Raw genomic sequence first — 25513 nt, 5'->3', positions numbered from 1 at the left:
GACTTCCAAGTACGCATGAGAGGACCGGCAGGCAGCATGGCGACGATGACACTCGACCACAACGAACTGAACAGCAATCGAAGCCTGAGACTGCAGACGCTGGTGCGGCTGCGCTGGCTGGCGGTCGGCGGCCAGTCCGTGGCCGTCATCGTCACGGCGCTGTGGCTGCAGTTCCCGCTGCCGCTCGTTTTCTGCTCGCTGCTGATCGCCAGCCTGGCGCTGCTCAATGTCTTTCTCACCATTCGCTTTCCGCCGACGCATCGCTTGACTGCGGCGGCCGCCTTCGTCCTGCTCGGCCTCGATCTGGCGCAGCTGACGGGACTGCTCTTCATCACCGGAGGGCTCGCCAATCCGTTTGCGCCGCTGCTTTGCGTGCCGGTGATCATCTCGTCCGCCTCGCAGCCGAAGCCGCACAGCATCGTTCTCGCCGTGTTCGCGATAATTGGCGTCAGCGCGCTCGCCTTCTCGCCCTTCCCGCTGCCCTGGTATCCCGGCACGGTCCTGTTGATTCCGCGCGTGCTGACCGCTGGCATCTGGTTCGCGATCGTTTCGATGACGGCCTTCGCTGCCTTCTACACCTATCGTGTGTCGCTCGAGGCAAGCGAGCTTTCGGAGGCGCTGACGGCAACCGAACTCGTGCTCCAGCGCGAGAAGCACCTGTCGCAGCTCGACGGGCTCGCGGCGGCGGCCGCCCATGAACTCGGCACGCCGCTTGCGACGATCACAGTCGTCGCCAAGGAAATGGAGCGAGAGCTTGGCGACGACCCGCGCTTCGGCGAGGACGTCCATCTGCTCCGAAGCCAGAGCGAGCGTTGCCGCGACATCCTGAAACGCCTGACGACGCTTTCCTCCGAAAGCGAGGAACATATGCGGCTCTTGCCGCTTTCCTCGCTGATCGAGGAGGTGATGGCGCCGCATCGCGAATTCGGCATCCAGATCAAGCTTGTGGAGAAAGGCGACCGCGCCACCGAGCCCGTCGGCAATCGCAATGCGGGCATTCTCTACGGTCTCGGCAATCTTCTCGAAAATGCCGTCGACTATGCGCGGGAGGCGGTGACGGTCACGGTCGAGCACACGGCGGAACGCGTCAAGGTGACGATCGAAGACGATGGCGACGGCTTTTCGCCGGACATCCTCGCGCGAATCGGCGAACCTTACGTCACCCGACGGCAGAAGGAAGACAGCGCCGGAGGGCTCGGGCTCGGCCTCTTCATTGCCAAGACGCTGCTCGAGCGGTCCGGCGCCCGGCTCCGTTTTGAAAATAGTCCCGGTGCCCGGGTCAGCGTCGAATGGCCGCGCGCGCTGATGGATACGAAACTGGCGAAATGATTTTTGGCAGTTTATTGAAGACTGCTGGGAAAAACCCACATAGTTTCAGCGCAAACTGCCCAGGTTTGGCTGCGGATTGAAAGAATGAGCGAAAAATCGACGGGTGCCCATGCCACCCCTGCAGATGCCGAACTGATCGGACCGGATAGAACGCTTTTGATAGTCGACGATGACGGGCCCTTCCTGCGCCGCCTGGCGCGTGCCATGGAGGCACGCGGCTTCGCGGTCGAGATCGCCGAATCGGTCGCCGAAGGCATCGCCAAGGCCAAGTCGCACCCGCCGAAACATGCGGTCATCGATCTGAGGCTCGGTGACGGCAGCGGGCTCGACGTCATCGAAGCGATCCGCGGCCGCCGCGACGATACCCGCATGATCGTGCTGACCGGCTACGGCAATATCGCCACGGCGGTGAACGCGGTGAAGCTCGGAGCGCTCGATTACCTCGCCAAACCGGCGGATGCCGACGAGATTTTCGCCGCCCTGGTGCGTCGCCAGGGCGAGCGCGTCGAACTGCCGGAAAATCCGATGTCGGCCGATCGCGTGCGTTGGGAACATATCCAGCGCGTCTACGAGATGTGCGAACGCAACGTCTCGGAAACGGCTCGCCGCCTCAACATGCACCGCCGCACGCTGCAGCGCATCCTGGCAAAGCGGGCACCGAAATAATCAATCCGCCTCGGTCGCCGCATCGCGCGACCCGCCGACGATATCGCGGATCGACTGGCCGAGTTCGCCATTGCGCTCGGCCGCCCATTCGGCGAGCATCAGTCGCTGCGCCGCTGTGCGGGCAAAGGCCTGCGTTACCGATTTGCGCGTCGCCGCCGCCAGGCGATGCTCCGGCGCCTCGCGCAGCATATGGGCTTCATAGCCGTCGGAGATGAGCAGTCCGCATTCCTCCGGGAAGATATCGAGCGGCACCTGCGCATGGGTGGCGAAGAACAGGCGGTCGCAATGGAGGCGGTAGTCCGGCCACTTGCGGTCGACCCGAAAGTCCTCGATCGACGTCTTGATTTCGACGATCCAGATCTCCCCCTTCGGAGAAATCGAGATCAGGTCGGCGCGACGGCCGCTGGCAAGCGTCAGCTCCGGCAGCACCGCGTGGCGCAATTCCATGAACAATCGCTGCACGCCGCGGCGCACCCTCAGGGCCCGCTCCGACTGGCGCCCGTCGGCGAGCGGATTGTCGCCATGGATCGATAGGATCGTCATCGTCCCACTCCGGCTCCCTGTCACAGCCTTGTTGCAAAAAAACCATCGTCACGGAATTTGCACATTTCGGCCGAATTGCGGCGGCCCAATCCCTTGCGCAGTGCACTGCAATCGCAAATAAGCTGACGGCCGGGCACGCTTCCGCGTTTCCTGATTCCCTTTTACGAGACCCCCATGCGCTTCCGCAACGCTCTCCTTTTGTGCAGTCTGGCGGCGACTGTCTTCATCGCCGGCTGCTCGCAAACGACGTCCACCGCAGGCTCTGCTCCCGAGGGCCAGAAAGTCGTGACGAATCAGATCTTTACAAGCAATTATGGCGCCGTCGAGGACCACGGCTATCCGTTGCCCGCGATTCCGATCAAGCGCCTGGACCCGCGTTTCCACCGCCAGATCGTCGATTATGCCACCAGGGAACGGCCGGGAACCATCGTCGTCAACACGCCGAATCGCTTCCTCTATTACGTGCTGCCGGGCGGGAAGGCGGTGCGTTACGGCATCGGCGTCGGCAAGGCCGGATTTGCCTGGGAAGGCGAGGCCTATGTCGCCTGGAAGCAGGAATGGCCGACCTGGCATCCGCCGAAGGAGATGGCCGAACGCAAGCCTGAAGTCGCCAAATATGTCGAAGCGGGCATGGGCCCCGGCATCAGCAATCCGCTCGGCGCACGCGCGCTCTATCTCTTCAACGAGGAGGGCCGGGACACGCTCTTCCGCCTGCACGGCACGCCGGAATGGTCTTCGATCGGCACCGCCGCCTCGTCCGGCTGCATCCGCCTGATGAACCAGGACATCATCGACCTTTATTCGCGGGTTCGGCCGGGTCGAAACGCACGCGTCGTCGTCCAGCAGTAAGCTGAGAGACGAGCCTAAACGAAAGGGCCGCCGGTGATGCCGGCGGCCCTTTCATTTGTAAAGTATCATCGCTCAAGCGGTCAGTTTCGCCTTGAGCTCCAGGCGGCGGCGGTGCAGCACCGGTTCGGTATAGCCGTTCGGCTGCTCGCGGCCATTGAGCACCAGTTCGAGCGCTGCCCGGAAGGCGATCGATTCGTCGAAATGGCCGGCCATGGGCGCATAGTGCGGATCGCCTGCATTCTGCTGGTCGACGACGGCCGCCATCCGCTTCATCGTCTCGACGATCTGCGCCTCGCTGACGATGCCATGGTGCAGCCAGTTGGCCATGTGCTGCGCCGAGATGCGCAGCGTCGCGCGGTCTTCCATCAGACCGACATTGTTGATGTCGAGCACCTTCGAGCAGCCGACGCCCTGGTCGACCCAGCGCACGACATAGCCGAGAATGCCCTGGGCGTTGTTGTCGAGTTCGCGCTGGATCTCCTCTTCTGTCCAGTTCGGCCGCGCCGCCACCGGTACCGAGAGAATATCGGCGAGCTTGGCACGCGGCCGGCTCTTGAGGTCCGCCTGTACCTCGGCAACGTTGATCCGGTGATAATGCGTGGCGTGCAACGTCGCCGCCGTTGGCGAGGGAACCCAGGCAGTATTGGCGCCGGCCTTCGGGTGGGCGATCTTCTGCTCCAGCATGGCGGCCATCAGGTCCGGCATCGCCCACATGCCCTTGCCGATCTGGGCGTGGCCGGAAAGGCCGCACTCGAGGCCGATATCGACATTCCAATTTTCGTAGGCACCGATCCAGGCCGCCTGCTTCATGCCGCCCTTGCGGATCATCGGGCCGGCTTCCATCGAGGTATGGATCTCGTCGCCGGTACGGTCGAGGAAGCCGGTATTGATGAAGACGACGCGGTCGCGGGCGGCGCGGATGCATTCCTTGAGATTGACGGTGGTGCGCCGTTCCTCGTCCATGATGCCCATCTTGATGGCATTGGCCGGAAGCCCGAGCGCCGCCTCGACGCGAGCGAAAATCTCGCAGGCGAAGGCCACTTCCTCCGGGCCGTGCATCTTCGGCTTGACTACATACATCGAGCCGCTGCGCGAGTTTGCCCGCCTTCCGCTCGGGCCGATATCGTGCAGAGCGATCAGCGCCGTCACCATGGCGTCCATGATGCCTTCGGGCACCTCGCGGCCGTCACGGTCGAGGATCGCCGGATTGGTCATCAAATGCCCGACATTGCGCACCAGCATCAGCGAACGACCGGGCAACGTCAGCGCCGAACCATCGGACCTGGTGAAAACGCGGTCAGCATTGAGCTTGCGCGTGAACGTCCTGCCGCCCTTGGCGACCTCTTCCTCGAGGTCGCCTTTCATCAGCCCGAGCCAGTTTCGATAGACAACGACCTTGTCCTCGGCATCGACCGCGGCAATGGAGTCCTCGCAGTCCATGATCGTCGTGATCGCCGATTCGAGGATGACGTCGGAAATGCCGGCCTGGTCAGCCTTGCCGATCGGCGTCGTTCCATCGAGGACGATGACGATGTGAAGATTGTTCTGGGTGAGGACGATCTCGGAAGGCGTCGCCGCGGACCCGGAATAGCCGGCGAACTGAGCCGGATTCCGAAGCGACATCGTGACGCCGTTCGTCAAGCTCAGCGAAAGAGCAGGCCCGTCGATCGCAAGCGCAGCGACCTCGCTCCAGCGGCCCGTGGCAAGCGGAACGCTCGCGTCGAGAAAATCCCGTGCCCAGGCAATGACCTTGGCACCGCGCGCCGGATTATAGCTTCTGCCGCGCTCGGCCCCGTCCGCATCGGGAATAGCGTCGGTCCCGTAGAGCGCGTCATAGAGCGAACCCCAGCGCGCATTGGCGGCGTTCAGCGCATAGCGGGCATTCATCACCGGAACGACGAGTTGCGGCCCCGCAATGGTGGCGATTTCGGCATCGACATTGGCGGTCGACACCGAGAAATCCGGGCCCTCCGGCAGGAGATAGCCGATCTCTCTCAGGAAAGCCTGATAGGCATCGAGGTCGACCGGAGCACCATGTTCGCGGTACCAGGCATCGAGCTTTGCCTGGAGTTCGTCGCGCTTGGCGAGAAGCGTTCGGTTCTTCGGCGCGAGATCATGGACGAGTTCCGCGAGGGCGGAAAAGAAATGGTCGGGATCGACGCCGGTGCCCGGCATCGCCTCGTCGACCAGGAAGCGGTGAAGGCCCGCATCGATCTTCAGATCATTGTTCTCAACGCGGTCCATTCGGCAGCTCCTGAAATGTCTCTATGCCAGATTCCAATAAATAGGAGCAGGATGCACGCGGAAAAGCGCTTTCCGCCTTTCCTCATCCCGCTCACGCGCGCGGACAGTCTCCCATCAACCCGTTGCCTGTCAATTCCGCAAGGATGCGAAGAATTATTTCCAAATTGGAAAAGATCAGTGATGGGCGATTCGCGGTCTGCCGCTCGCCGACGCGATGAAACGCGCCTCGATGAGCTTGCGGCCGCCCTCGACCTCCGGAGCGTCGATCTCCTCCCAAGCGGTCGCGGCGGGTTCCTCCGCGCCGTTGGCACGCGCCGTCTCCAGCGCCATGGTCTCGGCGCGGCGGCGGGCGACACCGAAGGCCTCCTCCTGGTCGATGAAGCGCTCGCTCGCGCCCGCGCCGTTGACGATGAAGATGCCTTCCTCGGGTGCCGTCACGAAGACGGTGACGGTGGCGCGCACCTGGCCGACGACGGCGCCGACGGCATTAGCGACGTCGGCTTCCGCCGGGATTGCCGCTTCAGTCGCCAGCATCCCGGCGATCGCCGGATAATATACCGGCGCCGAGGCCCCAAGGCCAACGAGCGGCCGGTCGAGGCCGAGCGAAAAGCGGACGATGCCGGGCTGGCGCTTCAGCGCGCGATCGACCGCGAGGGAGGAGGCCGGGTCGATCGCGCCGGCACCATCCTCGTTAAGGCAGGCCTGGAGAATCACCTCCGAGGATTGCCGCGCCAGCCGGTCGACGATCGTTTTCGCCAGCATCTCGGCAGAGGCGGCGATCGGCTGGCCGGAGCCGTCCTTGGTCCGGGCAGCGATCTTCAGGCCGAGCAGCGCGGCCTCGGTATTCCACTGCGACTGCCTGCCGAGCACATGCATCGCGTCGGACGGCGTCAGGCCGCAGATATGCACCAGTCCGCGGGCGACAAGCCGGTCGAGCGTCGCCTTCTGCGGCGTGCTGACGATAAGGTCGGCGAGCGCCAACGGCACCGGACCGATCCTGTCGTATAGGGCCTGCTCCTGCGGCTGAAGGCCGCTCGCCAGATGGTCGGGCAGGCCGGTGCGCACGGCAAGACGGCCGTCGTGGCGGCCGGCATGGGTCGCCCGCAGCTGCTTGTCGAGCACCGACAGCACCGCATCGTCATGGAGCGCCGCTGCAAGGCTCAAGGGTAGGAAACGGCGCGGGCCGAGATCGATCTTCGCTTTGAGGCCGCGATCGTTGATCTTCACCTCCGAATCGCCGCCAAGGCCGTAGGTGCGCATGGCGACCGCCTCGACCATGGTGCGGAAGCCGCCGACGACGGCCCCATCCGAGTCGAGCCGCGGGCGGCCGGCATCGAGCACGGCGACATCCGTCGTCGTGCCGCCGATATCGGAGACGACGGCGTTTTCGAGCCCGGTCAGATAGCGCGCCCCGACCAGGCTCGCGGCCGGCCCGGAGAGGATCGTCTCGATCGGCCGCAGCCTTGCCTCCGCGGCGGAGATCAGCGCGCCGTCGCCGCGCACCACCATCATCGGCACGTCGATGCCACGTTCCTTCAGGAAATCTTCGCAGGAGCCGACCAGCCGGTCGATCATCGAAACCAGCCGGGCATTGAGGAGCGTCGTCAGCGCGCGGCGCGGACCGCCGAGCTTGGAGGACAGTTCGTGGCTGCAGGTGACCGGCAGATGCGAGACTTCGCGGATGCGCTCGCGCACCCGTTTCTCGTGATCCGGATTGCGCACGGCGAAGTAGCCGGCGATGGCGAAGGACGACACTTCGGTGGCAAGCGTCGGCAGTGCTTCGTCGAGCGCGCTCATGTCGAGCGGCGCCTCGCCGCCATGGACGTTATGGCCGCCCGGAAGGAAAATCGCCGGATCCGACCCCAGCGCCTGCTGGAGGCCGTCGCGCTTCAGATCCTCAGGCCCGAAACCGATCATCACCAACCCGGCGCGGCCGCCCTGGCCTTCGACGAGCGCATTGGTGGCGAGCGTCGTCGAGAGCGAAACGAGGCTGATTGCCGATGCCGGAACCTGCGCCTTTTTCAGGACGGCTTCCACCGCTCCGGAAATGCCTTCGGCAAGATCGTGCCGCGTCGTCAGCGCCTTGGCCTTGGCGACGACACCCGCCGCTTCACTGAAAAGAACGGCGTCCGTATAGGTGCCGCCAGTATCGATGCCGAGAAGAAGATGCGAGGTCAATTTCTGCTCAAGTCCATTATTCTAGGATCGGGAGGAAGCCAGGGGTCAGGATCGTCCGGTGATAGGGCATACTTTCGCGAAAATCCATCGCGTGACAGCGACGTTCAAAAGTCTGATAGGCTTACCCCCACTGCCCTGCCGGGCATCTCCCCACAAGGGGGAGATCAAAGAGGCACCGCCAGGCGCCATTCCTCCCTCCTGCTACGAGGTGAGTTTGTCGGGGATAGAAGGCGGAGAGCCCGCGGCTTGCCGTTCTCCCCCCTTGTGGGGGAGATGCCCGGCGGGGCAGAGGGGATGCCACCCGACCAGCCGGATATGCTACCCCGACCGCACCGATACCATCATCGGCAACCCGCCCCTCGGCTGGGTCGTCAGCCTCTGCACGGGCCAGGGATGCGTCGCTTCGGTCAGGTCGAAGCGGAAGCGGTGCATCAAGACGGCAAGAGCGATCACTGCTTCCTGCAGCGCAAAGGTCGCGCCGATGCAGATGCGCGGGCCGGCGCCGAAGGGGAGATACTGGAAGCGGTTGATCTTGTCGCGGTTTTCGGGAAGGAAGCGCTCGGGCATGAAGGCGCGCGGCTTCTGCCAATAGAGCGCGTGACGATGCAGCGTCCACGGCATGATCAGCACTGATATGCCCTTGCGGATCGGGACAACCTCGCCTTCCGGTGACGTCCACGCGTCCTCCTCGATCGCGGCGCGATTGATCGAAGGCGCCGGCGGGTAGAGCCGCAGCGCCTCTTCGAAGGCGGCGAGCACATGCGGCATCCGTTCGAGCCACTCGACCGGTTCGGCGCCGCTTGCCAGCGCTGAATCGATCTCGCGCTCCATCGTCTGGCGATAGGCCGGCGTATTGGCGATGCAATAGAGCGTCCAGGCGAGCGCCCGGGCCGTCGTTTCGTGACCGGCGCCGATGAAGGTCAGGATATTGTCCTCGATCTCGGAGGTCGAAAGTCCCTCCGGTCTCTCGAGCTGCAGGAGCAGCGTCAGGAAATCGTTCGGAACCTTGTCCGGCCCCTCCGCCATGCGCTGCCGGCGCTGCGCCATCGTCTCCGACACGACGCCGCGAAAGCGTTCGAGCACCTTTCGACCCCCAATACGGGTGAGACGCGGCACCCACGGCGGCGCCACGAGAAGATCCATCGGATCGACACGGCCCATCCGGTGCAGCAGTTCCTCGACATTGGCGGCAAAGCCTTCCTTTGCGACGGCGATCTCCCCGGAGAAGAGCGTTTCGGCGAGGATCTCGAAGGTAAGCTCGGTCATGTCGACGGCGACATTGGAGACGAAGGGCTCGGAAGCGGCACGTTCGTAGCGCTGGACGAAATGCTCCGAGACGCTCAGCATCTGACCGGCGAAGCCTTTCGCGTGGCGGGGCGTGAAGACCGGGGCCATCGCCTTGCGCGATCGCTTCCAGACCTCGCCTTCCGCCGTCAAAAGGCCGTCGCGCAGGATGGGGCGGAGGATCAGCCGCCGGACATTCGACATTTCGTAATTGGCGGCATTCTCGACGAGAATGTAACGGATGAGTCCCGGATCGTTGACGATCAATGTCCGCTGGTTAATGAACTTCGTCTCGATCCAGGGAAGCGTATAGGAGGGCTCGCCCCACAGTTCGAGCGGATTGCGCAGCACCGTGCGGATGATCTCGAGCCGCGAAGGAATGTGGGTGCGCGGGACGGGCGCGGGCGGCTCGAAGGGCTCCGGTCGCGTGTCCATGTCGATGCCTTTCCTGACCGCCTACCGTTTCAGTTTTTTACGGCGCAATCAAGAAGATGATTCACGTGAAGCGCGATCGAGATACGGATGGGGTCCGACGCTCTGCCGCCGCCTAAAGCAAGGCCTCGAGCTCGGTGAGCTTGTCGTTGACCAGCCAGCCATAATAGTTTTCTTCCGGCCAGTGGACCTCGCCGCCCGCATTCTTCGCCGCAAGTGCAGCGGCGCGCTCGTCCGGGCTGCCGACATTGTAGAGCGTCGCAGTCAGGCCAGGGTTGTGGGAAATGTCCATGCCGGCGACCGACCGGTAGGCATCGATCGAATGCCGGATCGAGGCGGCCATATAGGCGAGCGAGACATCCGGATCCATGATCGCCTCGTAGACGGCGCCGGCATTATTCTCGTCGAGACGATCATAGCCGGACACGCGCGATACCATGTCCGTCAGCATCAAGGCGGTGAGCGGATTGATCTGGCCGAGGCCGAAGGTCTGGCCGGCGAAGAAAGGCTGGAAGAAGACGGCGCTGAAGCGGTTGTTCGGGAAAGTTTGTCCGCCGACGGACCGGCCGCGGAACTCCCTGTCCCAGATCCGCTCGCGGCAGCTCCACAGCGCGTAAGAGGACTTTTCGCCGGCGCAGTCGGCGAATTGCGGACGCTTGACGAATTCATCGACGGATTCGCCGTCGTAACCGAAGTGGAAGCTGTTGCCGGCATAGGCGGCCGCCTTGACGTAGTAGGCCTGCAGGCGGTCATAGGCGTCGACATTGTAGGTGTGCTCGCCGACGATGGCGCCGATCATGTGGATCGGCGCGATACCGTAGGCGGCGGCGATCGACTTGATCTTCGCGACGAGATTGCGGTCGCTGGCGAGCAAATCGCGCACCTTCTCGTATTTCGCGTCGAAGGAGGTCCGGCCAGCCTTGGTGCGGCGAAGGGAAGCGCCGGGAACGCGCGGCTGCTCGACGTGCCGGTTGCCTTCCGGGACCACGCGAATCTCGGCCGCGGCCGGTTGCGCCGCGGAGAAGCAAAGCGTGGCGAGAAGAAGCAGGCAGGCGGTAAGGCGCACGTTTAATTTTCCTGTGAAGCTGGGGCCCCGATTCGTCCGGGCGCGGCCACCTAGGGCACAATCATGTCGGAATAATGCCCCGTTTTCGACCGATCAGCGTTCGCTCTAGAAAATATATGGGCGCCTGTCGAGTGACAGGCGCCCCACGATGCGGTGACCAGCGCTATTTTGCGGGCGAGTGCAGCGCCGGCGTCACAGAATGTAGCGCGACAGGTCGGTATTGGCGGCAAGATCGCCGACATGCTTCTGGACATAGTCCGCGTCGATCATCAGCGTATCGCCGCCGCGATCGGGCGCGTTGAAGGAGATCTCGTCGAGGACGCGTTCCATCACCGTCTGCAGGCGTCGGGCGCCGATGTTCTCGACATTGGCGTTGAGCTGCACGGCGACCTCCGCGAGCGCGTCGATCGCATCCTCGGTGAAGTCGAGCGCCACGCCCTCCGTCTCCAGGAGTGCCTTGTACTGGCGAATGAGGCTCGCCTCGGTCTCAGTCAGGATGCGGCGGAAATCCTCCTTGGTCAGGGCGCGCAGCTCGACCCGGATCGGCAGGCGCCCCTGCAGCTCGGGCAGCAGATCGGACGGCTTCGACACGTGGAAAGCGCCGGAGGCGATGAAGAGGATGTGATCCGTCTTCACCGGCCCGTATTTCGTCGCCACCGTCGTTCCTTCCACGAGCGGCAGCAGGTCGCGCTGGACGCCTTCGCGCGAAACGCCGGCGCCCATGCCGCCGTCGCGGGCGGCGATCTTGTCGATCTCGTCGAGGAAGACGATGCCGTCGTTTTCCGCCGCCGCCATCGCCTCGCGCTGGATCTGCTCATTGTCGAGCAGCTTGTCGGATTCGTCGTTGACCAGGAGCTCGTAGGAATCCTTGACCGTCGTCTTGACCTTTTTGGTCCTGCCGCCCAGCGCCTTGCCGAACATTTCCGACAGGTTCAGGACGCCGATATTGGCACCCGGCATGCCCGGGATCTCGAAGCCGCCGGGCGCACCGATTTCGGCGATATCGACCTCGATCTCCTTGTCGTCGAGCTCGTTGGCCCTCAGCTTCTTGCGGAAGGAATCGCGTGTCGCCGGCGACGCCGTCGTGCCGACCAGCGCGTCGAGTACGCGCTCTTCGGCATTCTGGTGGGCCTTGGCCTTGACGTCGGCGCGCTTCTTCTCGCGCACCAGCGTGATGCCGACCTCGACGAGGTCGCGGACGATCTGCTCGACGTCGCGGCCGACATAGCCGACCTCGGTGAACTTGGTGGCTTCCACCTTGACGAAGGGAGCGCCGGCGAGCTTGGCGAGGCGGCGGGAAATCTCCGTCTTGCCGACGCCGGTTGGGCCGATCATCAGAATGTTCTTCGGCATGACCTCGTCGCGCAGCTCGTCGCTCAGCTGCTGGCGGCGCCAGCGGTTGCGCAATGCGATGGCCACGGCGCGTTTGGCGTCCTTCTGGCCGATGATGAAGCGGTCGAGCTCCGATACGATCTCTCTGGGTGAAAAGGTGGTCATGAATTCCTCTCAAACTCGGTCCGCGTCAGCTCCATCAGGAGGGTCCGACCGGACTCGTCTATCCATTCGGCGAAGGGCACGAAGCCGGCCTTCGCATAGGCTCTGACCGCTCGCCGGTTGCCGGCATCCGGATCGATGACGATCCGGGCGGCACCCTTTTCGAACAGCTTTCCGGCAAAGGCCTTGAGCGCGAGCGCCGCGACGCCTTTGCCGGTCATTTCAGGGGGCCCGATGAAGATATCGACACCGGGCGTGTCGGACGCCAGATCCTTCGCCCAGGGCTCCTCGTCATATTGCGAGGGGATCCAGGACTGGATGTAACCGGCCGGTTCGCCCCACACGTGAAAGACGAACCCGTCGACCTCGCCGCTGGCGCAACCCTCGCGGATCAGCCCGAGTTCCACATCCGGGTCGCCCCACCATTGTCGGACATGCGGCTCCGAAAGCCAGGCAAGCAGCATCGGCAGATGGCGCTCGGCCACCGGCTCGAAGCTGACATCTGCCCAGTCAGCCGGCATCCAGCGTCTCCATGACGACATTGTGGTTGGTATAAACGCAGATGTCTCCGGCGATCTGGAGCGCGCGCCGGGCGATCTCTTCGGCCGATTTGTCGCTGTCCATCAGGGCGCGGGCGGCCGCAAAGGCGTAGTTGCCGCCCGAGCCGATGGCGATCGTCCCGTGCTCCGGCTCGAGCACGTCGCCATTGCCGGTGATCGCCAGCGTCACCGATCGGTCGGCGACCAGCATCATCGCCTCTAGATTGCGCAGATACTTGTTGGTGCGCCAGTCCTTGGCAAGTTCGACGGCCGCCCGCATCAACTGGTCGGGATATTGCTCGAGTTTCGCCTCGAGCCTCTCCAGAAGCGTGAAGGCGTCCGCCGTCGCGCCGGCGAAGCCGGCGATCACGTCGCCTTTCGAGAGGCGCCGGACCTTGCGCGCATTGCCCTTCATCACCGTCTGGCCGAGGCTCACCTGGCCGTCGCCCGCCATCACCACCTTGCCGTCCTTGCGCACCGTGATGATGGTGGTGGCATGCATCGTTCCATAGGGATTGTGTTCGCTCATCAAAATACCTGTCGGCCCCGGCATACGAGGCGTTGCTGCCCGAAAGAACCTGGTTGCTTGAGGCCTATGTAAGTTAGCGCGACGCGATTGCAAATGCGCGGCTCAAATCACCCCTACCGGCCACTTTGACGCGGGTTCGCGCCTGTCGCTCGGCACCGATCGAATCTCCGTCGCGGTTCTGGATATTTGGCGCCCCGCCTGATATGCAGCGGCTCTGGAACGGGTCGAGGCGGCGGAAGGCGTTCTGCCGCCCGCATCCGCTCCGGTCTATCGAGTGCAGACAGGAGAGCCTGATGGCAGACGTGACGCTGAGCCGCTCCGGCCAGGTTTCGCGAAAGACGAACGAAACGGCGGTGTCCGTCTCCGTCAAAATCGACGGTACCGGCGTCTCGAAGATTGCGACCGGCGTCGGCTTCTTCGATCATATGCTCGACCAGCTCGCGCGCCATTCGCTGATCGACATGGAGATCAAGACAGAAGGCGACCTCCATGTCGACGATCACCACACCGTCGAGGATACCGGCATTGCCATTGGCCAGGCGATTGCCAAGGCGCTCGGCGATCGCCGCGGCATCACCCGTTACGCCTCGCTCGACCTCGCCATGGACGAGACGATGACGCGCGCCGCCGTCGATGTCTCCGGCCGGCCGTTTCTCGTCTGGAACGTGACCTTCACTTCACCGAAGATCGGTACCTTCGACACCGAGCTGGTGCGCGAATTCTTTCAGGCGCTCGCCCAGCACGCCGGCATCACGCTGCATGTGCAAAACATCTACGGCGCCAACAACCATCACATTGCCGAGACCTGCTTCAAATCCGTCGCCCGCGTGCTTCGCACGGCAACAGAAATCGACCCGCGCCAGGCTGGACGCGTTCCCTCGACGAAGGGCACGCTCGCCTGAGCCGGCCAAGACTGGCTGAAGACTTATGGCCTCCTATCTGATCATGACCCCGCCCGGCGCACCGGCCGACGACGAAAGGGCGCGGTTCATCGCCGACGGTTTTTCTTGGGTAGCCTTCTTCTTCCCCGCGCTCTGGCTGATCGCCAAGCGGGCCTGGCTGCTCGGAATCTCCGTTGCCGTTTTGCAAATTCTGTTAATTCTTGTGTCGACGCTCCCCGGCGGCTTCGCCGCCGCGTTGACCATGCAGGTGGCGCTCAGTCTGCTGGTATCGCTCGAAGGGCCGCTTTTCATCGCCCGGAAACTCGCGGCCGAGGATTGGACGCTTCGCTCGATCATTCCGGCCCGCAACATCGAGACGGCGGAGGAGATCTACTTCGCGAACGCGGCAGCAACGGCGCACCATCAAGGCGCAACTCCGTTGCAGTCGATCGAATGGTCCAAGTCCGGACGGCCGGAAAATGCCGCCGGGGTCGGCTTCTTTGAATCCTATGGAGAGCGCTGATGCGGGTCGCCATCATTGACTACGGGTCCGGCAATCTGCGCTCGGCCACCAAAGCCTTCGAGCGAGCGGCACGCGAAGCCGGCATCGCCGCCGAAATCGACCTGACGGACAAGCCGGAACGGGTTGCTTCGGCCGATCGCATTGTGCTGCCGGGCGTCGGTGCCTATGCCGACTGCCGCCGTGGCCTTGACGCCGTCGCCGGCATGGAAGCGGCGCTCGTGCAGGCCGTCGAGACGGAAGGACGTCCCTTTCTCGGCATCTGCGTCGGCATGCAGCTCATGTCGTCGCGCGGGCTGGAAAAGACAACCACAAAGGGTTTCGGCTGGATTCCGGGTGACGTCGTGGAGATGGCGCCCCGGGACCCGTCGTTGAAGATCCCGCAGATCGGCTGGAACACGCTGCGGCTCAACCGGCAGCACGCGCTCTTCGAGGGCATTCCGACCGGCGAGAAAGGACTGCATGCCTATTTCGTGCATTCCTATCACCTCGCCGCCGCAGACCCGGAGCACGTTATCGCCGAGACGGAGTACGGCGGTCCGGTGACGGCCTTCGTCGCGAGTGACAACAAGGCCGGGGCGCAGTTCCACCCGGAAAAGAGCCAGGCGCTCGGCCTCGCCCTCATTTCGAATTTCCTGCGTTGGAAGCCCTAGAGGCTCCCGCCATCTGATCGGACGAACACATGATTCTCTTCCCCGCGATCGACCTCAAGGACGGCCAATGCGTGCGCCTGAAGCTCGGCGACATGGACCAGGCGACGATCTACAACCCTGATCCGGCCGCCCAAGCCTGTGCCTTCGAGGAACAGGGCTTCGAATGGCTGCATGTGGTCGATCTGAACGGCGCTTTTGCCGGCGAGACGGTGAACGGCGCTGCGGTCGACGCCATCCTAAAGGCGACCCGGAATCCGGTGCAGCTTGGCGGCGGCATTCGTACGCTCGAGCATATCGAGAACTGGCTGTCGCGCGGGCTCAAGCGCGTCATCCTCGGCACCGTCGCGGTGCGCGATCCGGCGCTGGTGATCGAGGCCTGCCGCAAGTTCCCCGGCCGGGTGGCGGTCGGCATCGACGCCAAGGGCGGCAAGGTGGCGGTCGAGGGCTGGGCGGAAGCCTCCGAGCTCGGGGTTATCGAGCTTGCGAAGAAATTCGAGGGCGCCGGCGTTTCGGCGATCATCTATACCGATATAGACCGCGACGGCATCCTCACCGGCATCAACTGGGAGTCGACCTTGGAACTCGCCAATGCGGTTTCCATTCCGGTCATCGCCTCGGGCGGTCTCGCCTCGATGGACGATATCCGCCGCTTGACCGCGCCGGATGCCGAGAAGCTCGAAGGGGCGATCTCCGGCCGGGCGCTCTATGATGGGCGGATCGATCCGAAAGAGGCGCTGGCCTTGATCCGCGCCGCGCGAAAGGGATGAACCGATGACGCTGAAAGCCCGCGTAATCCCCTGCCTTGACGTTAAGGACGGCCGCGTCGTCAAGGGCGTCAATTTCGTCGATCTCATCGACGCCGGCGATCCGGTGGAGGCGGCAAAAGCCTATGACGCCGCCGGGGCCGACGAGCTCTGCTTCCTCGATATCACCGCCTCATCGGACAATCGCGAGACGATCTTCGACGTCGTCGCCCGCACCGCCGAGCAATGCTTCATGCCGCTCACCGTCGGCGGCGGCGTGCGCCAGGTATCGGATATTCGCAAGCTGCTGCTTGCCGGCGCCGACAAGGTATCGATCAACACGGCGGCCGTGAAGAATCCGGGTTTCGTAGCCGAGGCCGCCGACAAGTTCGGCAACCAATGCATCGTCGTCGCCATCGACGCGAAGCAGGTCTCGGCTGCGGGCGAAGCGGACCGATGGGAGATCTTCACCCATGGCGGGCGCCAGCCGACCGGCATCGATGCGTTCGAATTCGCCAGGAAGGTCGTCGACCTCGGCGCCGGCGAAATCCTTTTGACCTCGATGGATCGCGACGGCACCAAGAGCGGCTACGACATCGCGCTGACGCGCGCCATTGCCGATGCGGTGCGTGCGCCGGTCATCGCCTCGGGCGGCGTCGGAACGCTCGATCATATGGTGGAAGGCATCCGCGACGGCCATGCGACAGCAGTGCTTGCGGCATCCATCTTCCACTTCGGTACCTACAGCATCGGCGAAGCGAAGCGCTACATGGCCGAGCGCGGCATCGCCATGCGCCTCGATTGAAGGATTTTCGTGATGAGCGCTTTCACCCTCACCGATCTCGAGACGATCGTGGCGACCCGGGCCAAGGCGGCGCCGGAAGACTCCTGGACGGCCAAGCTGGTTGCGGCCGGACAGCGCAAGGCGGCGAAAAAACTCGGCGAGGAGGCGGTCGAAACGGTGATCGCGGCGGTCAGTGGCGACCGCGAGAATCTGATCGATGAGAGCGCCGATCTCCTCTATCATCTTATGGTCGTATTGAACATCGCCGCCGTCCCGTTGCAGGATGTGATGAGCGAACTGGCCAGGCGAACGAGCCAATCCGGCCTGCAGGAGAAGGCAAACCGGCAGAATCCATGAGCATCGCCGCGAAAGACATCGAACCGGTCGATATTCCGGGCAATCTCACCGGGGGCGAATATTCGCCCTATCACGTCTTCTCCGCCCAGGAATGGTCGCGCTTTCGCGCCGATACGCCCTTGACGCTGACGGCAGAAGAGGTCAAACGGCTGCGCTCGCTCAACGACCCGGTCGATCTCGGCGAGGTGCGCCGCATCTATCTGTCGCTGTCGCGACTTCTCTCCGCCCATGTGGAAGCGTCGCAGATTCTCTTCCAGCAGCGCAAGCGCTTCCTGAGCATGTCGGACGAGACGAAGACCCCCTTCGTCATCGGCATCGCCGGCTCCGTCGCCGTCGGCAAGTCGACGACCGCCCGTATCCTCGCCGAGCTGCTGGCGCGCTGGCCCTCGAGCCCGAAGGTCGATCTCATCACGACGGACGGCTTTCTCTACCCGAATGCGCACCTGCAGCGCGAAAACATGATGGATCGCAAGGGTTTCCCGGAGAGCTACGACATCGGCGCGCTGCTGCGCTTCCTCTCGGCGATCAAGGCCGGCCGGCCGAACGTCAAGGCGCCGACCTATTCGCACCTGACCTATGACGTCATCCCCGACCAATTCCAGGTCATCGACCGACCGGACATCCTGATCTTCGAGGGAATCAACGTGCTGCAGTCGCGCGATCTGCCGGCCGACGGCAAGATCGTCCCGATGGTCTCGGACTTCTTCGACTTCTCGATCTATATCGACGCCGAGGAAAGCCTGATCCACAACTGGTATGTGAGCCGCTTCATGCGGCTCCGTGAAACGGCCTTCCAGAACCCGCAATCCTTCTTCCATCGCTATGCGACGATCAGCGAGGACGCAGCGCGGGCGATCGCCGAAGGCCTTTGGCACAACATCAACCTGAAAAACTTGCACCAGAATATCCAGCCGACGCGGCCGCGCGCCGACCTCATCCTGCAGAAGGGTCCCAATCACCTGACGCAGACGGTGGCGCTGAGGAAGCTTTGAGCGCAGAGCTTCGGCGCTGGAGTGAAGACCCCTCCCCAACCCCTCCCCTCAAGGGGGAGTGACTTACGATGCCGCACTGCCAGCGTTTCGAAGTCGGCCTTTCCGACGGTCGGAAGCGGCAGGCGGTCGCAGCGAACATTGAAGCTCCTTCCCCTTGTGGAGAGAGTTGGGGAGGGGTCTTATCGAAGCTCTACGGATTGACCCTCCGTAGCGTCAGATTGACCCGCCCGCCGTTCTTCAAGAGCGTCGAGGTGTTCGGATAAATCCGGTCGACGCCGTGAAAGGCGAGCCGCCCCTCGCCGCCGAGCACGACGACATCGCCGCTTTCGAGCCTGAACGACATGGTCCGCCCGCCGCGCGTCCGGCCGCCGACGCGGAAGAGGCAGGTATCGCCGAGCGAAATCGACACGACGGCCGTTTCCAGGTCGCGCTCGTCCCGGTCCTGGTGCAATCCCATCCGGGCGTCGGCGGAATAGAAATTGACGAGACACGCCTCGGGTCGCTTGTCGCTTGCCGAAACCGCCCACCAGATGTCGATGAGGACATCGGGAATCGGCGGCCACGGCTTGCTGGTGACCGGATGTTCCGGTTGGTAGCGATAGCCGCGCTCGCGATCGGTGATCCAGCCGAGCGATCCGCAATTGGTCATGCGCACCGACATCGGCTTGCCGGTCTTCGGCATTTCCGGCAGGTAGAGCGGCGCCGTGGCGACCACATGGCGGATGGCCTCGACAAGCTCTTCCTGACGCGAGCGGTCGAGAAAACCGGGAATATGCCTTACGCCCTTCGGCAGCACCTGCATTGCCAGCACCCTGTCGTTCGATGACGATCACCGACCTCTTTCCGCGGGAGGCGAAACTGCCGCTCAAGGGGCCCCGACGACTGGGATGTAGCGCTCATTGGAGCCGAATGCGACCCGAATATCGCCTTCGCTCAGCCGGCATCGAGCTCCGGGAGGCGCAGCACTCGGCCGGGATAGATCTTGTCCGGATGGGTGAGCATCGGCTGGTTGGCCTCGAAGATCACCGTGTGTTTGGCGCCCTTGCCCTTGCCGCAGTGTACCTCGGCGATCTTCCAGAGGTTGTCGCCCTTTTTCACGGTATGCAAAACCGGAGCCTTTGCCGCCGCCGGCGCCGCGCCGCCAGCGGCGACCTGCAGTTCGAAGGCTTCGACCGCCGATATGCCGAGCGTATTGCCGACGGCGACGACAGCCTTCTCGAAAATCGACTGGTCCTTGACGACACCCTTGAGGACCACCTTGTCGTCGACGACTTCGACCTTGACGTCCTTGGTGCCGAGATCGTGAGACGCGAGTTCCTTCTCGACGGTCGCCGCATCCGGCGGGCTATCATCGTCGCCGATACCGAGCTTCTTGCCGGCGCTCTTGATGAAGCTGAACAGACCCATGGTCGCCTCCTTCTACGGGTATGCTGCCGGTAAGAGAGGACGGTTTCCATGAAGACAAGGGCAGTCCGGAAAGATTCAGGGCACGCCCGTACCTCAATCGCCGGCGGGGCGTCCGCGCAGCTTCTTGATCTCGCCGCGGCCGGACTTCTCCTTCAGCCGCCGCTCGATCGAACCGCGCGACGGCTTCGTCTTCCTGCGCGGCGGCGGCGGCGGTTCGGCCGCCTTCAGGATCAGTTCCTTCAGCCGCTCGCGGGCGTCTTCGCGGTTGCGGTCCTGGCTGCGGAAACGGCTGGCCTCGATCATCAGCACGCCGTCCTTGGAGGCCCGTCTGCCGGCAAGCTTCAGGGCACTGGCCTTGACGCGGTCCGGGAGCGACGGTGAGGCCTGGATATCGAAGAAGAGCTGGACGGCGGTCGACACCTTGTTGACATTCTGGCCGCCCGGACCGCCGGCCAGCACGAACTGCTCCGTCAGCTCCCAGCCGGCGATCACGATGTTTTCGTTGATGTAAAGCGGTTCGCTTGCCATGTTCGCCCCCTACAGCGTCACGCGTCTGACCAGACGCGTGACGCTGTAGCACTTTGGATAGAGACCGTTCTATCGCACAGAGTTGCGCGATTGAGAACGACCTCAAGATAAAACGCGAAAACCCGGCCGTGAGGACCGGGTTTCACGTGAATCATGGCCTGCGATGTTATTCGGCGGCCAACCGGGTCCCCGGAGCGGCATCGCGCACGCTGCCGTCGACATGGCTCTCGAACTTGGCGAAGTTGGCGATGAACATTTCGACCAGCCGCCGCGCCTGGGCGTCATAGGCCACGCCGTCCGACCAGGTGGAGCGCGGGTCGAGAATGCGGTCATCCACGCCCGGCACCGAGACCGGCACCGCGAAGCCGAAATTCGCATCGGTGCGGAACGAGGCGCTGTTCAGCGATCCGTCGAGCGCCGCCGAGAGAAGCGCGCGCGTTACCTTGATCGGCATGCGGCTGCCGGTGCCGTAGGCGCCGCCGGTCCAGCCGGTATTGACGAGCCAGCAGGTGACGCCGTTCTTGGCGATCAGATCCTTGAGAAGGTTGCCGTATTCCGAGGGATGGCGCGGCATGAACGGTGCGCCGAAGCAGGTCGAGAAGGTCGCCTCCGGTTCCGTCACGCCCTTCTCCGTCCCGGCGACCTTGGCGGTATAACCGGACAGGAAGTGGTACATGGCCTGTTCCGGCGTCAGCTTGGCGATCGGCGGCAGGACGCCGAAGGCATCCGCCGTCAGCATGATGATGGTGCGCGGCTGCGGCGCCGTGCCGGTCTCGCTGGCATTCGGAATGAAATCGAGCGGATAGGCGATACGGGTGTTTTCCGTCAGCGAGCCATTGTCGAAGTCGGGCGCGCGCCGTTCGTCGAGGACGACGTTTTCCATGACGGTACCGAAGCGGCGTGTCGTCGCGAAAATCTCCGGCTCGGCCGCTTCCGACAGGCGGATTGCCTTGGCGTAGCAGCCGCCTTCGAAATTGAAGACGCCCTGGTGGCCCCAGCCATGTTCGTCGTCGCCGATCAGGGTGCGGTTCGGATCGGCGGAGAGTGTCGTCTTGCCGGTGCCGGAAAGGCCGAAGAAGATGGCCGTGTCGCCGGCCGGGCCGACATTCGCCGAGCAGTGCATCGGCATGACGGCCTTCTTCGGCAGCAGGTAGTTGAGCACGGTGAAGACCGATTTCTTCATCTCGCCTGCATAGGACGTGCCGCCGATGAGCACGAGACCCCTGGTCAGGTCGCAGGCGATGACGGTCTCGCTGCGGCAGCCGTGGCGCTCGGGATCGGCCTTGAAGCTCGGCAGGTCGATGATCGTCAGCTTCGGCAGGAAGGTCGCCAGTGCCTCGCGCGGCGGACGGATCAGGAGATTGCGGATGAACAGTGAATGCCAGGCGAATTCGGTGACGACCCGCGTCGGCAACGCATTCTCCTCGTCGGCGCCGCCGACGAGATCCTGCACATAGAGCGACATGCCCTTGGCGTGCGCCAGCATATCCTGGCGAAGACGCTCGAAGTTTTCGGGCGAGATCGCGCTGTTGTTGTCCCACCAGATCTGATCGGCCGTGGCCGAATCACGCACGACATACTTGTCCTTGGGCGAGCGGCCGGTGTGCTGGCCGGTGCGGGCGCAAAGCGCACCATGAGCCGTCAATTGCGCCTCGCCGCGGCGAAGGGCTTCCTCATAAAGCTCCGCTGCCTCGAAGTTGTAGCGAACGACCGAGAGGTCGGAAAAACCGATCGTTTCCAATCCGTTCGAGGGGTTGCGGTTGCCGAGTTGCTCCATGGTCAAGCTTCCTTCGTCTCTGGCCAATGGCGTTGAATTTCATTGGAACATACCGGGTCGGTTTGCTGAAAACAAGGTAGTTAATCCTAAAAGAGTAATGATATCAGTATATTAATCGATTTAAAGAAAAATATGGATTTTTTAATCGGTTGAATCGCTCCCTGGAGGAGCCCAACCGTAGCAGGCGCTCCGACCCGCCTGCGATAGGGCGCTTTTTTCGCTTCGCCACAATTTGTTCCACCTTTATACTCAAGTAACGCAACCGTGACTCGCGGTTTGCCGCCGCTGCCAAGAGCGGATCCCGGCGCCGGACCCATAAAGACGGAGTTGAAACACGATGCAGACCATCGCGCTTGTCGATGACGACCGTAACATCCTGACATCGGTATCCATCGCGCTGGAAGCCGAGGGCTACAAGGTCGAAACCTATACCGATGGCGCCTCCGCGCTCGAGGGTCTGGTGGCGCGCCCGCCGCACCTGGCGATCTTCGACATCAAGATGCCGCGCATGGACGGCATGGAGCTGTTGCGGCGGCTCCGGCAGAAATCCGATCTGCCGGTGATCTTCCTGACCTCCAAGGACGAGGAGATCGACGAGCTCTTCGGCCTGAAGATGGGGGCGGACGATTTCATCACGAAGCCGTTCTCGCAGCGGCTCCTGGTCGAGCGCGTCAAGGCGATCCTGCGCCGCGCACCGGCCCGCGACGCCGCCGCGGCCGGAGTCGTTGGCCTTGCCAAGAGCGCCGACGCGCCGTCCCGCTCGCTGGAGCGCGGACAGCTGGTCATGGACCAGGAGCGCCACACCTGCACCTGGAAGAGCGAACCGGTCACACTCACCGTCACCGAATTTCTCATCCTGCATTCGTTGGCGCAGCGGCCCGGCGTCGTGAAAAGCCGCGACGCGCTGATGGATGCCGCCTATGACGAACAGGTCTATGTCGACGACCGGACGATCGACAGCCACATCAAGCGGCTTCGCAAGAAGTTCAAGATGGTCGACGGCGACTTCGATATGATCGAGACGCTCTATGGCGTCGGCTATCGCTTCCGCGAGTCCGCCTGAGGCCACGCGGGGCTTGCCTTCGCACCGATTGTGGCTCATTGAAAACCGACGCGGCCACCGAACGGGATCGCAGCTCGCGACTGGTGAGCAGTCATGATGATAGCGGCGATCGATTCCGCCAGATAGCGCCGGCTTCGGCGAAAGCGCCGCAATACGCTTGACCTCAAGCCCGACCCTTCGGTGCTCCGATCGCGGATTAGGCGGCGCCGAAGGATGGCTTGGGCGCAAGAGCGGCAGGCTGGCCCGGGGCTGATACGCAAACAAAAAGGGCGGCGAATATTCGTCGTGGGAGCGGAAGACTTGGTAGAAGTCTTGCAGGGCGAGATCGAAGATTCGGACGGGCGGTCATCGGCGCTGCGTGGAAGGCGCCGATGGGCGCATCCCTTTACGCTGATCCGGCGGCTGTTCGGCAACGCCGTCTTCTCCAGCCTGACGCGGCGCATCGTCTTCTTCAACCTCGTCGCGCTCGTCGTTCTGGTCGGCGGGATCATGTACCTGAACCAGTTCCGCGAGGGCCTCATCGACGCCCGCGTGGAAAGCCTGCTGACCCAAGGCGAAATCATCGCCGGAGCCATCTCCGCCTCGGCGTCGGTCGACACCAACTCGATCACCATCGACCCGCAAAAGCTGCTCGAGCTGCAGGCCGGCGAGAGCATAACCCCGCTGCCGAGCGACGAGGATCTGGAATTCCCGATCATCCAAGAACGAGTCGCGCCCGTCCTCAGAAGGCTAATCTCGCCGACACGCACGCGGGCTCGCCTGTTCGACGCCGATGCCGACCTTCTGCTCGACTCGCGCCATCTCTATAGCGGCGGCCAGGTGCTCCGCTTCGATCTTCCGCCGGTCGATCCGGAGACGTCGAGCGTTTCCGATAAGATCAGCGCCTGGTTCAACCGCCTGCTGCAGCCGCGTGACCTGCCGCTCTACAAGGAGCCGCCGGGCGGCAACGGCTCGATCTATCCGGAGGTGATGAACGCGCTGACCGGCGTACGCGGCGCGGTGGTGCGCGTCACAGAGAAGGGCGAGCTGATCGTGTCCGTGGCGGTGCCAGTGCAGCGCTTTCGCGCGGTGCTCGGCGTCCTGCTGCTTTCCACCCAGGCGGGCGACATCGACAAGATCGTCCATGCCGAGCGTCTGGCAATCATCCGCGTCTTCGGCGTGGCGGCGCTCGTCAACGTCATTCTCTCGCTGCTCCTGTCGTCGACGATCGCCAATCCGTTGCGGCGACTGTCGGCAGCCGCAATCCGGGTGCGTCGCGGCGGCGCCAAGGAGCGCGAGGAAATCCCGGACTTCTCCTCCCGCCAGGACGAGATCGGCAACCTTTCGGTGGCGCTCCGGGAAATGACGACGGCGCTTTACGATCGCATCGCCGCGATCGAGAACTTCGCCGCCGATGTCAGCCATGAGCTCAAGAATCCGCTCACCTCGCTCAGGAGCGCCGTCGAGACCCTGCCGCTGGCGCGCACGGAGGAGTCGAAGAAGCGGCTGCTCGACATCATCCAGCACGATGTCCGGCGCCTCGACCGGCTGATCAGCGACATTTCCGACGCCTCGCGGCTCGATGCCGAACTGGCGCGCAGCGACGCGAAGAAGATCGACCTGGAAAAACTTCTCGGCGATATGATCGACATCTCGCGGCAGATTCGCGGCAAGAAGAAGCCCGTGCTGCTCGACTTCGTCGTCGATCGCAAGGACAATCCGAAGGCGAACTTCATCGTCAGCGGCTACGACCTGCGCATTGGGCAGATCATCACCAACCTCATCGAGAACGCTCGCTCCTTCGTGCCGGAACCGAACGGCCGGATCATCCTGCGCCTGACCCGTTCGCGGTCGCGCTGCCTCGTCTATGTCGAGGACAACGGTCCCGGCATTCAGGCGGAAGACATTGACCGGATTTTCGAGCGTTTCTACACGGATCGGCCGGAGGCCGAGGATTTCGGCCAGAATTCCGGCCTCGGCCTGTCGATTTCGCGCCAGATCGCCGAAGCCCACGGCGGCACGCTCAAGGCGGAAAACATCGTCGGCAAGGGCGGTGAGGTAACCGGTGCCCGCTTCATCCTTTCCCTTCCCGCCGAGCCGCACACGTGAGCACGCACTGCAACATCCACGGCACCGCCATGGTGCTCGGCACGACCGGCTTTCTGGTCACCGGCCCTTCCGGATCGGGGAAATCGGCTCTGGCGCTCGCCTGCATTGCAGAACTACGACGCCGCGGGCGCTTCGCGGCGCTCGTTGCTGACGACCGGGTCGACCTGACGCTCGCGAACGAGCGGATCGTGGCGCGCTGCCCTGCGGCGATCCGCGGCCTGATCGAAATCCGCGGCAGCGGCATAGCGGAAGTCGACACATTGCCTGCCTGTGTCCTCGACTGGGCGATCCTGCCGGTCCGCGCGCCTTTCGATCCGCGCCTTCCCCCGGAGCAGGAGGAACTGCAACTCGAGATCGGGCGAAGCTTGCCGATGCTGCGCCTTCCCGTTGAAACTCTGCTTTCGCCGGTCGATGCGCTCACCGCATTGCTGCCGGAAAAACTAGGCCTTTAGCCTTGTCGAAAGGCAGGGCGACTGCTTTTTCGGCATTTTTGGCTTGCACTTCAGCTTTTCCTTGCCAAGATGGCCGCCCCAACAGGTGGACGAAATTGCTGCATTGCGATATCTG

25 protein-coding genes are annotated in these 25513 nt (G+C 63.6%); 13 read left to right on the top strand and 12 right to left on the bottom strand.

Going from position 1 to position 25513, the window contains the following annotated elements; genetic code table 11:
- The first annotated feature begins 36 nt into the window (after positions 1 to 36).
- Complete coding sequence (locus tag CO676_RS13220) at positions 37 to 1329, top strand: ActS/PrrB/RegB family redox-sensitive histidine kinase (RefSeq protein ID WP_014766544.1); 1293 nt, start codon at positions 37 to 39, stop codon at positions 1327 to 1329.
- An 84-nt stretch (positions 1330 to 1413) separates the two neighbouring features.
- Positions 1414 to 1995, top strand: coding sequence for an ActR/PrrA/RegA family redox response regulator transcription factor (locus CO676_RS13215; RefSeq protein WP_097521374.1), 582 nt, complete (start codon positions 1414 to 1416; stop codon positions 1993 to 1995).
- On the opposite strand, the gene CO676_RS13210 is transcribed toward CO676_RS13215, so the two are convergent.
- Positions 1996 to 2538 carry an MmcB family DNA repair protein gene (locus CO676_RS13210; RefSeq protein WP_097521373.1) on the bottom strand — a complete coding sequence of 181 codons (543 nt, stop codon included), beginning with the start codon at positions 2536 to 2538 and terminating at the stop codon, positions 1996 to 1998. It abuts the gene before it with no gap.
- Between the two features lie 174 nt (positions 2539 to 2712).
- Between CO676_RS13210 and CO676_RS13205 the strand changes: the two genes are divergently transcribed.
- On the top strand, positions 2713 to 3387 hold the full coding sequence (locus CO676_RS13205) for a L,D-transpeptidase (protein WP_097521372.1): 675 nt from the start codon (positions 2713 to 2715) through the stop codon (positions 3385 to 3387).
- Positions 3388 to 3459: 72 nt separating this feature from the next.
- On the opposite strand, the gene CO676_RS13200 is transcribed toward CO676_RS13205, so the two are convergent.
- The 7 genes from CO676_RS13200 to hslV form a co-directional block, all read right to left on the bottom strand.
- The gene (locus tag CO676_RS13200; RefSeq protein ID WP_097521371.1) at positions 3460 to 5631 is read right to left on the bottom strand and encodes a malate synthase G; all 2172 of its coding nucleotides are present in this window, start codon (positions 5629 to 5631) and stop codon (positions 3460 to 3462) included.
- 174 nt (positions 5632 to 5805) lie between these two features.
- Entirely contained in the window at positions 5806 to 7809 is a 2004-nt protein-coding gene (locus CO676_RS13195) for a hydantoinase/oxoprolinase family protein (RefSeq protein ID WP_097521370.1), read from the bottom strand.
- A 318-nt stretch (positions 7810 to 8127) separates the two neighbouring features.
- Entirely contained in the window at positions 8128 to 9528 is a 1401-nt protein-coding gene (locus tag CO676_RS13190; RefSeq protein ID WP_014766538.1) for a cytochrome P450, read from the bottom strand.
- A 112-nt stretch (positions 9529 to 9640) separates the two neighbouring features.
- Entirely contained in the window at positions 9641 to 10591 is a 951-nt protein-coding gene (locus CO676_RS13185; RefSeq protein ID WP_097521369.1) for a DUF1402 family protein, read from the bottom strand.
- Between the two features lie 192 nt (positions 10592 to 10783).
- Positions 10784 to 12088, bottom strand: coding sequence for an ATP-dependent protease ATPase subunit HslU (hslU, locus tag CO676_RS13180; RefSeq protein ID WP_014766536.1), 1305 nt, complete (start codon positions 12086 to 12088; stop codon positions 10784 to 10786).
- Complete coding sequence (locus tag CO676_RS13175) at positions 12085 to 12606, bottom strand: GNAT family N-acetyltransferase (RefSeq protein ID WP_014766535.1); 522 nt, start codon at positions 12604 to 12606, stop codon at positions 12085 to 12087. Before CO676_RS13175 ends, hslU begins: the two co-directional genes overlap by 4 nt.
- On the bottom strand, positions 12596 to 13153 hold the full coding sequence (gene hslV / locus CO676_RS13170) for an ATP-dependent protease subunit HslV (protein ID WP_014766534.1): 558 nt from the start codon (positions 13151 to 13153) through the stop codon (positions 12596 to 12598). The genes CO676_RS13175 and hslV overlap by 11 nt, the downstream gene beginning before the upstream one ends.
- A gap of 293 nt (positions 13154 to 13446) precedes the next feature.
- Between hslV and hisB the strand changes: the two genes are divergently transcribed.
- From hisB to coaA, 7 genes are read left to right on the top strand one after another with little or no spacing between them, the layout of a single operon-like run.
- Positions 13447 to 14055: an imidazoleglycerol-phosphate dehydratase HisB gene (hisB, locus tag CO676_RS13165; protein WP_014766533.1), complete on the top strand. Its 609-nt coding sequence runs from the start codon at positions 13447 to 13449 to the stop codon at positions 14053 to 14055.
- A gap of 25 nt (positions 14056 to 14080) precedes the next feature.
- The gene (locus CO676_RS13160; RefSeq protein ID WP_097521368.1) at positions 14081 to 14557 is read left to right on the top strand and encodes a DUF2628 domain-containing protein; all 477 of its coding nucleotides are present in this window, start codon (positions 14081 to 14083) and stop codon (positions 14555 to 14557) included.
- On the top strand, positions 14557 to 15207 hold the full coding sequence (hisH, locus tag CO676_RS13155) for an imidazole glycerol phosphate synthase subunit HisH (protein ID WP_097521367.1): 651 nt from the start codon (positions 14557 to 14559) through the stop codon (positions 15205 to 15207). Before CO676_RS13160 ends, hisH begins: the two co-directional genes overlap by 1 nt.
- A 29-nt stretch (positions 15208 to 15236) precedes the next feature.
- A complete protein-coding gene (hisA, locus tag CO676_RS13150; protein WP_014766530.1) occupies positions 15237 to 15974 on the top strand; it encodes a 1-(5-phosphoribosyl)-5-[(5-phosphoribosylamino)methylideneamino]imidazole-4-carboxamide isomerase in 738 nt (245 codons plus the stop codon).
- Positions 15975 to 15978: 4 nt separating this feature from the next.
- Positions 15979 to 16755, top strand: a complete 777-nt coding sequence (gene hisF, locus CO676_RS13145; RefSeq protein ID WP_097521366.1) for an imidazole glycerol phosphate synthase subunit HisF — start codon at positions 15979 to 15981, stop codon at positions 16753 to 16755.
- A gap of 12 nt (positions 16756 to 16767) precedes the next feature.
- Positions 16768 to 17091 carry a phosphoribosyl-ATP diphosphatase gene (locus CO676_RS13140; RefSeq protein ID WP_014766528.1) on the top strand — a complete coding sequence of 108 codons (324 nt, stop codon included), beginning with the start codon at positions 16768 to 16770 and terminating at the stop codon, positions 17089 to 17091.
- Positions 17088 to 18083, top strand: coding sequence for a type I pantothenate kinase (gene coaA / locus CO676_RS13135; RefSeq protein WP_014766527.1), 996 nt, complete (start codon positions 17088 to 17090; stop codon positions 18081 to 18083). The genes CO676_RS13140 and coaA overlap by 4 nt, the downstream gene beginning before the upstream one ends.
- 190 nt (positions 18084 to 18273) lie before the next feature.
- Here the strand turns inward: coaA and CO676_RS13130 are convergent, their stop codons facing one another.
- The 4 genes from CO676_RS13130 to CO676_RS13115 form a co-directional block, all read right to left on the bottom strand.
- On the bottom strand, positions 18274 to 18885 hold the full coding sequence (locus CO676_RS13130) for an alpha-ketoglutarate-dependent dioxygenase AlkB (RefSeq protein ID WP_097521389.1): 612 nt from the start codon (positions 18883 to 18885) through the stop codon (positions 18274 to 18276).
- Positions 18886 to 19016: 131 nt separating this feature from the next.
- A complete protein-coding gene (gene lysM / locus CO676_RS13125) occupies positions 19017 to 19490 on the bottom strand; it encodes a peptidoglycan-binding protein LysM (RefSeq protein WP_097521365.1) in 474 nt (157 codons plus the stop codon).
- A gap of 93 nt (positions 19491 to 19583) precedes the next feature.
- The gene (arfB, locus tag CO676_RS13120) at positions 19584 to 20018 is read right to left on the bottom strand and encodes an alternative ribosome rescue aminoacyl-tRNA hydrolase ArfB (protein ID WP_014766525.1); all 435 of its coding nucleotides are present in this window, start codon (positions 20016 to 20018) and stop codon (positions 19584 to 19586) included.
- Positions 20019 to 20184: 166 nt separating this feature from the next.
- Positions 20185 to 21795: a phosphoenolpyruvate carboxykinase gene (locus tag CO676_RS13115; protein ID WP_014766524.1), complete on the bottom strand. Its 1611-nt coding sequence runs from the start codon at positions 21793 to 21795 to the stop codon at positions 20185 to 20187.
- A 337-nt stretch (positions 21796 to 22132) separates the two neighbouring features.
- Here CO676_RS13115 and CO676_RS13110 point away from each other — a divergent pair, with 337 nt between their 5' ends.
- The 3 genes from CO676_RS13110 (at position 22133) to CO676_RS13100 (ending at position 25398) form a co-directional block, all read left to right on the top strand.
- Complete coding sequence (locus CO676_RS13110) at positions 22133 to 22858, top strand: response regulator transcription factor (protein ID WP_097521364.1); 726 nt, start codon at positions 22133 to 22135, stop codon at positions 22856 to 22858.
- A 300-nt stretch (positions 22859 to 23158) separates the two neighbouring features.
- A complete protein-coding gene (locus CO676_RS13105) occupies positions 23159 to 24946 on the top strand; it encodes a sensor histidine kinase (RefSeq protein WP_014766520.1) in 1788 nt (595 codons plus the stop codon).
- Positions 24947 to 24975: 29 nt separating this feature from the next.
- Positions 24976 to 25398: a serine kinase gene (locus CO676_RS13100; RefSeq protein WP_048657525.1), complete on the top strand. Its 423-nt coding sequence runs from the start codon at positions 24976 to 24978 to the stop codon at positions 25396 to 25398.
- The last annotated feature ends 115 nt before the right edge of the window (positions 25399 to 25513 follow it).

Source organism: Sinorhizobium sp. BJ1 (genome assembly GCF_002531555.1).
Lineage (GTDB): Bacteria > Pseudomonadota > Alphaproteobacteria > Rhizobiales > Rhizobiaceae > Sinorhizobium > Sinorhizobium fredii_B.
The sequence above is the reverse complement of the archived record's forward strand: the minus strand, read 5'-3'. Positions and strand labels throughout refer to the sequence as shown.